Source organism: Calothrix sp. PCC 6303 (assembly GCF_000317435.1).
Classification (GTDB): Bacteria; Cyanobacteriota; Cyanobacteriia; order Cyanobacteriales; family Nostocaceae; genus PCC-6303.
Genome location: NC_019751.1, coordinates 2,068,214 through 2,081,074 on the forward strand (window position 1 = coordinate 2,068,214; position 12,861 = coordinate 2,081,074).

The following is a 12,861-nucleotide window of genomic DNA, read 5'->3' on the forward strand; positions in this document are numbered from 1 at the left end:
GTCAACGCCATAACAAATTCTTATCATACTGACAACACAACTATTTCAGGCTGAGTAGCGTATGTTCCGTCATTTGGCAACGCTTTCTTTGCTGCCTCTAGTTAGCGTATATTCTTATATCTGTGAGCTGTCAGATATAAGAATTATGGTTCGTGAGCTAGAACGAAAACGTCAGAGTGTAGACTTCCCTGAGAATGCCCCTGTAGCAAATCCTGTATTTTTCCGGACTTATAGCCGTCGCCAAGATGGTAAAAGAGAGACTTGGGATCAAGTATGCGATCGCACTCTCCAAGGATTCCTGGAATTGGGTCAAATTACCCCCCAGGAAGCCACCATTATCGAACGAATGCAACGCCAACTCAAAGCCCTTCCCAGTGGACGCTGGTTGTGGGTTGGGGGAACAGATTGGATGAAAAATCCCAAAAATTTCTCCGGCGGCTACAATTGCACTTCTACCAACCTGGAAGACTGGAAAGCCTTTGGGTTAATGATGGGTTTGGCAATGATGGGTTGTGGTACGGGTGCAGTTTTAGAGCCTAAATATACTAATAAACTACCAGCTATCCGTAATTATATTCATGTAACTCTCGCTGGGGAAATTGGCACAACTCCTGAAGCACAGCGAAGAGAAGAGACTGAAATCCAAATTCAAGAAAATCAAGTAAATATCCACGTTGGCGATAGCCGCCAAGGTTGGGTGACATCGTATCAAACTTTACTAGAACTCTCCACCAATGAAAGATTTACTGGAGATGTCCAAGTTACTATTGATCTCAGCGATGTTCGCCAATCGGGTGAAACCCTCAAAGGATTTGGTGGTGTTGCCAACCCCATTAAGTTACCAGAACTCTACATTCGTTGTGCGGCAATCTTGAACAAGGCAGTGGGTAGAAAGCTGAATCCAGTGGAATGCTGTCTACTCATCGATGAAGCTGCCGTTGTGGTTGTTGCCGGGAACGTTAGACGCAGTGCGGGGATGCGTCAAGGTGGCAGCACTGACGATTTATTTGCGGATGCCAAGTCAAATTTATGGCAGCAGGACACAGAAGGAAATTGGCGCATTGACCCCGAACGGGATGCATTACGCATGGCAAATCATACCCGTGTTTTCCATCGCAAACCCACCTTGGAAGAATCCATTGCCGCCGTTCGCAAACAATATTACAGCGGTGAAGGTGCCATCCAATGGGCTGGAGAAGCTGTTGCCAGGGCAAATATTGATTTAGTTTCCACAGCCGAATTAAAAGCTGATTTTCTCCAAGCTTATGAACAAGGAAAAGCTGGAGAATGGTTACAAAAGCATCACCCTAATTTGAGTGAGCAAGAATTAGAGCATCGCTTGGCAAGATATGGACTCAATCCCTGTGTAACTGCTGATACTTGGATTCACACAGAATATGGAGCCAGACTGGTTAAAGATTTAATTGGTCAGCAACATAGTACATTTGTAAATGGCGAATTATTCAGCACCACACCAGAAGGGTTTTTCTTTACTGGAGTCAAACCTGTAGTCAAGTTGACAACAAAAGAAGGCTACAGCCTCAGACTTACTAGTAATCACCAAGTTCTGAAAGTCACAGCCCAAACTCAGAAAAAACAATATTCTGAATGGGTTGAAGTATCTGAACTGCAACCAGGTGATCAAGTTCTCATTCACAATCACCGCAACCTGCAACCTTGGGATGGAAAGGGTACATCGGAAGAAGGCTGGTTGTTGGGAAATTTCGTCGGTGATGGCTGTTTCGGTATTAATGAGTCGAATTATAGTTACCAAGCTAAATTACGATTCTGGGGAGAAAGCCAAGAGGAGATGAAAGCATACGCGCTGGATTTAGTTCAGACAGCCGTTGGTTTCCCACAGTCAGGATTAAATGGTTGCTATCATCCACGCCACAAATACTATGAAATTGGCTCTGCCAATGTAGCAAAATTAGCCAACAGCTACGGAATTAAGCCAGGAAACAAAACAGTAACACCAGAAATCGAGCAAGCTAGCTATGATTTCTACCGAGGGTTTCTCCGTGGTTTATTTGATGCCGATGGTAGTGTACAAGGTAATCACGATAAAGGCATTAGTATCCGCTTATCTCAAAGCAATTTACTTTTGTTAGAAGCCGTTCAGCGAATGTTACTCCGCATCGGTATTTCTGCTTGCATTTATCAAAATCGTAGACCAGAAGGTGTACGCTTGATGCCCGATTCCCAAGGGGAACCTGCTGAATATTTTTGCAAAGCTCAACATGAGTTGGTAATTGCCAAGAACAATATTTTGGTGTTTCAAGAAATCGTGGGTTTTCAAGAACCCGCAAAAGCAGAGCGTCTGCAAGAATTACTATTAGGATATAAACGCCAAATCAACCGAGAAAGATTTGCAGTCACAGTTTCTGATATCATTCCAGATGGTGAAGAAGCCGTTTACGATTGCACTGTTCCTGGTCCCTCACGATTTGATGCTAATGGTTTTGTGGCACACAATTGTGGAGAAATAATTGGTAGTAATTTCCACTGTAACTTGGCGGAAATTCACCTCAATCAAATCGATCCTGACAACTACAAAGAACAGGAAGAAGCATTCACCGCTGGGGCTTTATCTGTTGCTGTGCTACTACACCACCAATTTATCGAACCACGTTATCAATATAGCCGCGAACTCGACCCCATTGTTGGCGTTTCCTTCACCGGGTTATTTGACTTCTTCGTCAACGCTTTTGGTGTAGATTGGTTACGGTGGTGGGAAGCAGGTAGACCTGAAACACCCCAAGGATTAGCATTTAAACACAAAGAGCAAGAATATCTTACCAGATGGAAAGAAACGGTACATCGGGTAGTTTGGGAATACTGCGACAGAATTAACGAGATAAATAATTCTACACACATCAAACGCCCCAATCGTTGCACCACAGTCCAACCTAGCGGTACCAAATCCCTCCTTACAGGGGCTTCACCCGGTTGGCACCCACCCAAGGCACAGCGTTTTCTGCGCCGCATTACCTGCCGCAAAAATGACCCTGTAGCCTTAGCTTGTTTAGAGTATGGGTATAGTATTGTACCTTCTCAATCTGATAAAGACGAGAACGGCAACTTACTAAATGATCCTTTCGATCCGCGCTGTACTGAATGGTTAGTTGAGATTCCCGTCGCTGTTGCTTGGGCTGATTTACCTGGTGCTGACACCATCGATATCAGTAAATTTAATGCCATGGCACAGATGGATTTTTACATGCAGGTGCAAAAATACTACGTCACTCACAACACCTCTGCCACCATCGAACTGCGGGAAAACGAAATCGAAACCCTCGGAACCCGGATTTACGAAGCAATCCGTGACAACGAAGGTTATATGAGTGCTGCCCTTTTAGCCCGGTTTGATGACTTACAAACCTTCCCCCGTCTGCCATTTGAACCTATTTCTAAACAGAAATATGAACAATTGATGCAGGAAGTTAAAACTCGACAACAAACCAATGATTTTCATGCTGCTCTCAGCCGCTATGATTTAGGAGAAATGTCGGAAGCTGGTCCCGCTGGTTGTGATTCTGATAAGTGCATGATGCCTGAACAAAGCCCAAATTAAGGAGAGTCAGAAGAGGGAAGGGGCAGCTACGGTGTACAGACAAGTCTTGAATTCCCTCGATTTTCTATAATCCCACGCCCGCCAACGGTTGAAACCCACCGCAGTCGCTACAACGGGGGGAACCCCCGCAACGCGCTGCTCGCCGTCTAATACCTAAAGTCATCTGCAAGATGACTGAATATTTTTGGTTTTTACTCCATTGAAATGGACTTGTGCTGTGAGACTGGGATTTTCAACAAGAGGCGGAGTGAGGGATTTACCGACTTGTGTGTACAGCCGTAAATAGCAGGGGATTTCATGCGAAAAAAGAAAAACATATTACAGCAGTTTGTCTAGGCTGCCCTATCGGCATATTACGAATTATTGTGAAGCCGTCGCAAAAGCGCCACAATAAGATATGTTCGGTTATCCCCTCCAGAAATCTCTCCAGAGTTAGCGGCACAGAAATATTAGAAACGGTACATTGGTAGTTGAAGTAACTAATGTTCTCGGCTACTGATAACTTAAAATTTCCTTAAGCTCATTGGATACGTTAACAAACTAGCGTCACACTCGTAGCTGAGACAGGAAAACATAACTGATAAATTTTTGGGCGAGTGCATTATGCATAACAAACTACAACAAGCTATCAAACCAATTTTAAAAAGTTTATTACTGCTGTCTCTAGTGTTCAGCTTGGCATTTAGTCACGCCGATGGAGCATTAGCAGGACGTAGTGGCGGTAGAATCGGTGGTGGTTCGTTCCGAGTTCCTAGTAGTAGTCGTGGCTATTCTGCACCCCGTACCTATGCACCTGGCGGCGGTGGCTACTATCCCGGTGGTGGATTTGGCTTCCCCTTTATGTTGCCATTTTTGGGAATCGGCGGTGGCTTTAGTGGCTTATTAGGGCTTTTCGTCTTTATTGCGATCGCTAATTTCCTTCTACAGACTTTTCGTCGTGTTTCCAGTGGCGAAACTACTGAGGATATGGGTTATAATTCCAACTCAACTGTAGCTGTAACCAAGGTACAAGTAGGTTTACTGGCAAGCGCCCGTGAGCTTCAAGGTGAATTAAATCGCATTGCCGAAACTGCTGATACCAATACTGCTGAAGGTAGAACCGAAGTTATCCAAGAAGCAAGTTTAGCATTACTTCGCCACCCCGAATACTGGGTATATGGTGGTAGCGGTACACAACAAGCACGTTTAACTTCCGCTGAATCTGAATTTAACCGCTTGGCGTTGGCTGAACGTAGTAAGTTTAGTGAAGAAACCCTTTCTAATGTAAATAATCAATTAAAAGGGGCAAGTCCGAAAGCTGCCTTACCAACTTCAGGAGAACTTGATAATCCTACCCGTCTAATTACAGAGGGTCCTGGAGAGTATATAGTTGTCACATTATTAGCTGCAACTCTAGGTAAACTAGAACTCCCCACTGTCAACAGTGCCGATGATTTACGTCAGGTATTGCGTCAGATTGGTAGCCTTTCCAGCGACAAATTGTTAGCAATTGAAGTTCTGTGGACTCCCCAAGCTGAAGGTGACACCCTCACATCTGATGATTTGGTGGCTGAGTATGCTGATTTGAGATTGGTGTAAGAGTCAAAAAAAGCAATTAGCTTTTAGCGATTAGCTAAACCCTACAGATATCAGTCGGAGAAAAGAAGAGAAACATCTCCCCTTTTCTCCCTGCTCCCTGCTCCTGCTCCCCCTACTCCCCCTCCCCCCTACTCCCCCTGCTCCTGCTCCCCCTGCTCCCCCTGCTTCCCCTGCTCCCCCTACTCCCCCTGCTCCCCCTGCTCCCTGCTCCTTTTCTTCAAATATCTACCACCACTCTAAATCCACAAATCCTCAATCCCCCATCCGATTCATTCCAACTACGACTAGCACTACGACATAACACCGGGCTAAAACTCCACGAACCTCCGCGCAACACACGCCGATTGCGATCGCCTTCTGTCTCCCACACGCTACCATCCGTAGGGGCACCATTATAGTTATTGTGCCAAGGATCAGCGCACCATTCCCACACTAAACCGTGCATATCATACAAACCAAAAGCGTTGGCAACTTCAAAGTTACCTACGGGTGTAGTCTCTTTACGATGCCGAGTTTCGCTCAAATTTGTTTCACCACTGGCACAATTGGCAATTTCTAAAGTTAGGGTATCGCCAAAATGAAAAGGTGTGGTTGTTCCTGCACGACAAGCATATTCCCATTCGGCTTCACTGGGTAAACGATATTTATGTCCTGTATGTTTCGAGATTCTGGCACAAAATTCCTGCGCTTCATGCCAAGAAACATTTTCAACGGGACGATTTGGGGCTTTGAATTTGGAAGGATTGGGGTTTAAAGCGTAATTTACCTTCGGCAATGTCGCTGCTATCTTCCACTGTGCCTGAGAAATAGGAAATTTACCGATAAAAAATGGTTCGATATTAACCTGATGTTGAGGACGCTCATCTGCATCACCTTCGCTATCCTTAGAACCCATCATAAATGAGCCTCCAGGGATAGAAACCATCTCTAGAGAAATATTATTTCCCAACTCTTCTATAAAGTATCTAGCACTTAAGCGATCGCGTTGTATCTCCACACCAAACACATTCACCTTTACCACATCAAACTCAAAGGTTTTTAAGACGGGAAACAGCTTTAATTCCGAAGGTACTGATATGAACTCTGTTTTTGCCGTAGGATTACGCAATTCTGTCAGACTCAAATCATGTAAAACTTCCGCAGCCGATTGATATCTCTCTTGGGCAACATTTTTCAGCAACTTATCTAGAATATTCCCTAACTGTTCTCCAACTCTCCAGCCTTTTTCATCCAAAACTTCTCGCCAACGCCATCGTGCATTCATGGCATCGTAAATTGGATCATAAAAATATCCATTGATATCTTGTTGTGGCAAACATTGTGTTAGCAAGCGCACACATGTTACACCCAAAGAATATAAATCACTGGCATGACAAGCAAATCCAGCCATTTGTTCGCTGGGTGCGTAACCAATTGTATAAATTACCGTTGCTTGTCTGGCAAGACTAGTTTGGGTAATTTGTTTGGCACCTCCAAAATCAATTAATACTAATCTGCCGTCATTCTCACGACGAATAATATTTTCCGGCTTAATATCACGATGAATTACATTACGCGAATGAATAAAGTGAAGTACAGGTAATAAATCTGTCAGTAACTGGCGAATTTTTAATTCACTAAATGCTTGTTCCTGCAATTCTTGAAAAAGTGTTTTTCCTTCAATAAATTCCTGAACTAAGTATAGACTCGCACCCTGTTCAAAATAAGCCAACAAACGGGGAATTTGAATGTGATTTTCGCCCAATTCATACAGGCGAAATGCTTCTTCCTTAAATAATTGGGCAGCTTTAGCACGGGAAGAGGTTCCTTGTAGCTGCGGCAAAAACTGCTTGATGACACAGGGGGCATCTAGTCTATCTGCATCTTTAGCTGCGTAGGTACGGCTAAAACCGCCCTCCCCTAGTAATCGCAATACTTGAAAGCGATTTCGTAGCAAGTCACTAAAATTAGGATGTCCACAAGTTGTACAGAATCGATTCTCATCAGCATTGAATGGACTTGAGCAATTGGGATTTTGGCAGATTCGCATAACAGGAAGATATCGTACCTTATCCAAAGTTAGCCCCAATATGAGTATTTTTAAAACCGATATGTATGGAATTAAACCAATAAGTTATAATTTTATCTAAATTTGCCCAATTTGACAGATAAGAGCAAGTTTTTAATTAATTTCACATCTATAATCGGATTCTTGAATATGGCTATATATGGGCGTACCTTTTCTATATATATATGGAGAATACTATCTGTTAAATACTAGGCTTGTCAAGAATTTTTCATCAGCAAAAATTTATACTGAAAATTTGATTTAATAGTTACAAAAATTCCACATAAACCTAATTTAAATTTTTGACATCCTCACCGCCATGAATGGTAGCTGATCCTAAAGTAATAAATAATAAGTAATAAATAATAAGAGGATGTTTAAAAAGTATTGTATGAAACACCAAACCCCTCGAAACCTAACCCCCCTTCCCTACAAGGGAATGAGTATTTCAAAGCCTCTCTCCTGCAAGGAGAGAGATTTGGAGAGAGGTATTTCAGTAAACTTTACGACTTTCCAAACATCCTCTAGGTAATAAGTGAAGATTAAAATTATTTCCTTACCCATTACTCATTCCCTTAAAACAGTCCTAAAACGACGTAGTTCTGTATCCCAAATTTTCCGGTCAAATACTAATACCAATTTGAAAAAACAATGCGACAGATAGATATTTGTAGAGACGTAGCACTGCTACGTCTCTAGCATTGGATATGCTGCAATCATTATTTGAATTGGTATAACTAATTTAAAGAACTAGAAATTAGCAGTCTGCCAACTCAAAAATACCGGGTAAGGCTCAGGAAACAAATATTAATAAATAATAAATTTGATTACAAAAAATCGCCGAACTATCTAATAATTCGGCGATTGAAACCAAACTTAAGCTTTTTGTGCCATCTTGAGAATTTGTGCCACCACAGCTAAACTTGCTTCAAACAAAGCTTCATGTCCCCAGCGTTGTACCTGCTGACTCAACAAAGCCTCTGCCTTCTGTTCAGACAGTGAACTAACTTGTTGGAATAAACCAGTAGATTGGGCACCACCTTGAGTTTCCATCCGCATACAACCGCCAGTTTCCGAACAAATCAATGTTCCACAATTTGCATTAGGATTGGTAGAACTCAAACGTAAAGCGATCAAATCACCAGGAATATCCCCCACATCACCTACGGGAACCCCAGCTAACTCAACCTCAATTTGACGTTGTTCTTTATTCACAAAACTAATCTTAGCAATGTCATAATCTCCCTTCTCAAAGCTGTAAGAAGTTGGATTCCAATCCAAGCGGCTAGCTAACCAACCCAAATAATACATAGCTTGGACTGGGCTACCCTTTTCGTAATCAATATTTATGCGATCGATTTCACCCAAAGCCGCACGACGTTGTGGTGCATCATAAGCCTCAGCAGATAATTCTTGCCATCCTGACAATCTTCGCCAGTTTAAATCAGCCAAAGGAACACCAACTTCCACCAATTCTTGCAAGCTGAGTAAATCACCTTCTGGATTGTTGAAATTACAAGAATCCACAATTACATTATTGCAAACCCCAGCCAACCGCTTAAACAAAGGATTATTGGGATCTGGAGTTGCCTTCCACCAAAGGAACTTAGGCAATCCACCAATTAATAAAGCGGGAATCATCCCTCCGATGCGTTCTAATGCGATCGCATTCCCGCTCAAAGTGATATATTCACAACAAATCAGCGTACTAGAAGATTGCTTCTGAATTGGGCAATAAGCCGCAACCTGAGCTTTGACACCTTGATCATCTTCCACCGTCGGCAACAAAGTCACAATCCGACAAGGATTACGCAAAGCAATTTCATCGGCAATCCGGGGGCTTTTAGCATCCGAACCATAAGAATTTGTAGTATTTAACTTACCACTGGCTCGACCCTTAGCAGCCTCTCCCCGTAGCACCGTCAAAGTATCGGGTGTTGTAGTTCCAGTTTCTGGCAAACCATATGCTTTTTGAGCATCTCGCAAAGCTGCATCAGTTTGAGGTCCCAAAATACCATCAATTGGACCTTTATAAAAACCTAAAACCGCCAAAAGTTGCTGAGTTTCCTCTGGTTCATAAATCACCAGTGAAAAAGTCGTAGCACGGGTTGCAGCGGGCAAAGTCCCATCTTCACCCGAAATACCATAACTTTGCCAAATTTGACCCAATTCCGCTTCAATTTCCGTCAGCGAGATATCCTTGGGCGTTTGCAATGAGAAAATAGTTGGAGCTTGAGAAACCATATTTGTTTATAGTAGTAAAATTTGAGTCTGCTTCACAAATCAGTTATCAGTCATCAGTTATCAAAGTTAACAACTTAAAACCCGATCATTTGAAACATAATCAAGGCTGAAAAGAATGTAGAGACGAGATATTACCCTGGGGGTAGACACGTAGCGTAGCATGTCGTCTTACGACATAGTGGCTTCTGCAAGCAGCAAGCTACGCATCTCTCTTTATACCTGATAACTGTTAACTGATAACTGCTCACTGTTTAAAGTCTGCGCCAGCGCCGACCATCACGGTTAATTAATAACTCTGCCTCTACGGGTTCCCACGTACCTGCTTCATAGCGAGGAACCAACGTTGGGTCGGAAGGTGTATCCCAAACGCTCAAAGCTGGTGTGACAACCTGCCATGCTGCTTCAACTTCATCACCCCTTGTAAATAAGGTCTGATCTCCCATCATACAATCTAGAAACAGGCGATCGTAGGCATCAGAAGTCGCTTCAATCCCAAAGGAACCATAGCTAAAATCCATATCCACCGAACGGGTGCGGAAATCTGCCCCCGGCATTTTCACCTCAAACCGCAGCGAAATCCCTTCATTAGGCTGAATTCGCATAGTTAGCACGTTAGCATTGACCTGTTGTGCCGCCGATTTGAAAATCCGTGAGGGAACTTCACGAAAATGGATTGAAATTTCACTGACTTTTTTCGGCATCCGCTTACCTGTTCTTAGATAAAAAGGAACACCTTGCCAGCGCCAGTTATCGATGACAAATTTCATCGCCACAAAAGTGGGTGTAGTTGATCCAGGATTCACTCCAGGTTCTTCACGATAACCTGGCACCGCTTTGCCCTTCATCCACCCAGCACTATATTGACCACGGATTGCCGATAAATCTAAATTATTTACATCTGCCAATCGGGTAGCTTGAAGCACCTTAACTTTTTCAGTCCGGATACTTTCAGCATCCATTACATTGGGCGCTTCCATTGCGGTCATACAATAAAGTTGCATGAGGTGATTTTGCAACATATCTCGCAATGCACCAGAAGATTCATAATAACCTGCTCGATCCTCAACACCGACGGTTTCCGCCACGGTAATTTGGACGTGATCCACAAACCGACGATTCCACAAAGGCTCAAAAATTGCGTTCGCAAACCTAAATACCAACAGGTTTTGAACGGTATCTTTACCTAAATAGTGGTCAATCCGGTAAACTTGATTTTCTTTGCAATACTTCTGCACAATTAGGTTGAGACTTTTGGCTGATGCCAAATCCCGACCAAATGGCTTCTCAATTACCAAGCGATGTTTATCAGAATCATCCAACATCCCCGCAGTTCCTAACTGCTTAATGGCTTCAGGGAACAACGATGGAGAGAGAGAAAGGTAAAACATTCGGTTTCCCCTTGTTCCCCGTTTCTCATCCAATTCTGTCAAAAGATTCCGCAACTTTTGATAATCTTCAGGATTATCAGTGTTACCAGAACAATAAAATAAACCCTGGGAAAAATCTTGCCACAGTTCCTCTGGATGTACACCTCCATGGGCTTCCTCCATACCTTTCCGCATTTGTTCGCGGAAATACTCGTGACTCCAATCACGACGAGCAACACCAACTATTGTAGTTTCTGGGGGAATGCGCCGTTCTTTGCGAAGTTTGTACAGTGATGGCACAAGTTTACGCCACGTCAAATCTCCGGAAGCACCGAAGATGACGATGATTTGAGGTTCGGGCATTCCCTGTTGTTGCAGACCGACCCGCAAGGGATTTTCGAGCAAACTTACCATAACGATTTTGGATTTTTAGATTGTTGATTTGTGTGATTTTAGATGCTGAGTGCCAGTTTTTCCAGCTTAAGCGCTAATCTTTAACGATCGATTAATCACCAACAGGTTTTACATTGGCGACAATAACTTAACTTTGCCTTCTAAAGAGTTATTCTGTTACTCCAAGGATCTAATAAGATCATTAAGATTGACTATTGCTGATAAGGAACATGTGTAGATCCCCGGCTTCTTCAAGAAGTCGAGGATCTCAATACCCACGACTTGGCAGTACAGGGTACGGACAACAGGAAACAGAAAATTATGCCTTCATTTACTAGTACAGGTCAGCGGAAATAAACCAACCATTGCAAATAGACAAAAAGGTTGTCTTATAGGCTTTATTCCTTAGGTTCCTCCTGGCTTCACATACTAGTAGCCGTTTTGAATAAAAGACTCAACCTTAGCAACATCTTGTTTACTACCAATAATTAGTGGTGTACGTTCATGAAGTTTCGTGGGCACCACGTCTAAGATATCAATATGTCCTGTGGTAGCTCGTCCCCCCGCCTGCTCAATTATGTAAGCTAAGGGTGCTGATTCATACAACAAACGTAGTTTTCCTTCGGGTTTTTGCAATGTACCAGGGTAAAGAAAAACACCACCTTGAATTAAGACCCGGTGAATATCGCTCACCATCGCGCCGCTATAGCGGGCGGTGTAGCCTTCGGTTTTGTGTACATAACGAATGTACTCACGAATAGATTCATCCCACTGCCAGAAATTCCCCTCATTGACGCTATATACTGACCCGTGATTGGGGATCTGCATATTTTCCTCTGTGAGAATAAACTCTCCTAAGCTGGGATCTAAGGTGAAGGAATGGACACCATTACCAATTGTGTAAACAAGCATGGTGCTGGGACCATAGAGGATATATCCAGCAGCGATTTGTCCTCTACCTGCTGTTAATAAATCAGTCGCTTTGTGGTCTTTATCTTCCCCTTGTTGTTGGCGAATCGCAAAAATAGAACCCAAACTCAGGTTGGTATCAGTGTTCGACGAACCATCAATGGGGTCATAAAGCAGCGTGTAGCGACCAATGGGGCAGTTTTCTGGGATGTAATAGGGGTCTTCCATTTCTTCAGAAGCAAGACGGCAAACTAAGCCGCTTTGCTTGAATACGGAGATAAATACATCATTGGCATAAACGTCCATTTTTTTGACGGTTTCGCCTTGGACGTTGACCTCTCCTGTAAATCCTAGTACACCTTCCATTAACCCTGCACGGCTCATTCTTCTAGCGACGAGTTTACCTGCTAGCGCAATTCGGTTCATAATTGCGCTCAAATCCTGTGCATCTGGGGAAAAACTCTGTAATTGTTGGAAGACGTGGCGGGACAGGGTGGTACAGTCCCGGTCTAGTCCTGCGTCTGCTGAGTCGATTGGTAAATCTATGGTCATGTATGAAAGTCCTTCCTAGTTGCTGATGTTGTGGTTGCTGATAGATTTAGGTTGCTGCCTCTATCTTAGAAAGGTAATTTCAGAAGTCGAATGTGATTTTAGATAAAATAAAGAAATTAATCTGTAACGAAGCGTAGTTTTATGGGATTGAGCGAAGTGTAGATTTATCGCTTAAGTCTGAAATCTAAGTTGGATTT

Annotated in this window: 6 protein-coding genes; 2 read left to right on the plus strand and 4 right to left on the minus strand. The window is 43.1% G+C overall.

The genetic code is table 11. From position 1 onward, the window contains the following. The first annotated feature begins 145 nt into the window (after positions 1 to 145). Positions 146 to 3,574 carry a ribonucleoside-triphosphate reductase, adenosylcobalamin-dependent gene (nrdJ, locus tag CAL6303_RS08450; RefSeq protein WP_041739284.1) on the plus strand — a complete coding sequence of 1,143 codons (3,429 nt, stop codon included), beginning with the start codon at positions 146 to 148 and terminating at the stop codon, positions 3,572 to 3,574. A 603-nt stretch (positions 3,575 to 4,177) separates the two neighbouring features. Further along, positions 4,178 to 5,152, plus strand: a complete 975-nt coding sequence (locus CAL6303_RS08455) for a DUF1517 domain-containing protein (protein WP_015197425.1) — start codon at positions 4,178 to 4,180, stop codon at positions 5,150 to 5,152. Between the two features lie 217 nt (positions 5,153 to 5,369). On the opposite strand, the gene CAL6303_RS08460 is transcribed toward CAL6303_RS08455, so the two are convergent. The 4 genes from CAL6303_RS08460 to fbp all read right to left on the minus strand — a co-directional run bounded on the left by CAL6303_RS08460 (position 5,370) and on the right by fbp (position 12,664). Further along, the gene (locus CAL6303_RS08460) at positions 5,370 to 7,181 is read right to left on the minus strand and encodes a bifunctional serine/threonine-protein kinase/formylglycine-generating enzyme family protein (protein WP_015197426.1); all 1,812 of its coding nucleotides are present in this window, start codon (positions 7,179 to 7,181) and stop codon (positions 5,370 to 5,372) included. A gap of 894 nt (positions 7,182 to 8,075) precedes the next feature. After that, positions 8,076 to 9,443, minus strand: a complete 1,368-nt coding sequence (opcA, locus tag CAL6303_RS08465) for a glucose-6-phosphate dehydrogenase assembly protein OpcA (protein WP_015197427.1) — start codon at positions 9,441 to 9,443, stop codon at positions 8,076 to 8,078. Between the two features lie 251 nt (positions 9,444 to 9,694). Further along, entirely contained in the window at positions 9,695 to 11,224 is a 1,530-nt protein-coding gene (gene zwf, locus CAL6303_RS08470) for a glucose-6-phosphate dehydrogenase (protein WP_015197428.1), read from the minus strand. Positions 11,225 to 11,632: 408 nt separating this feature from the next. Beyond that, on the minus strand, positions 11,633 to 12,664 hold the full coding sequence (fbp, locus tag CAL6303_RS08475) for a class 1 fructose-bisphosphatase (RefSeq protein WP_015197429.1): 1,032 nt from the start codon (positions 12,662 to 12,664) through the stop codon (positions 11,633 to 11,635). Positions 12,665 to 12,861: the final 197 nt, after the last annotated feature.

What these genes read in the sequence shown, in the direction of transcription:
- nrdJ (WP_041739284.1), top strand. Translation starts at nt 146, where the DNA reads ATGGTTCGTGAGCTAGAACGAAAACGTCAGAGTGTAGACTTCCCTGAG.
- CAL6303_RS08455 (WP_015197425.1), top strand. Translation starts at nt 4,178, where the DNA reads ATGCATAACAAACTACAACAAGCTATCAAACCAATTTTAAAAAGTTTA.
- CAL6303_RS08460 (WP_015197426.1), bottom strand. Translation starts at nt 7,181, where the DNA reads ATGCGAATCTGCCAAAATCCCAATTGCTCAAGTCCATTCAATGCTGAT.
- opcA (WP_015197427.1), bottom strand. Translation starts at nt 9,443, where the DNA reads ATGGTTTCTCAAGCTCCAACTATTTTCTCATTGCAAACGCCCAAGGAT.
- zwf (WP_015197428.1), bottom strand. Translation starts at nt 11,224, where the DNA reads ATGGTAAGTTTGCTCGAAAATCCCTTGCGGGTCGGTCTGCAACAACAG.
- fbp (WP_015197429.1), bottom strand. Translation starts at nt 12,664, where the DNA reads ATGACCATAGATTTACCAATCGACTCAGCAGACGCAGGACTAGACCGG.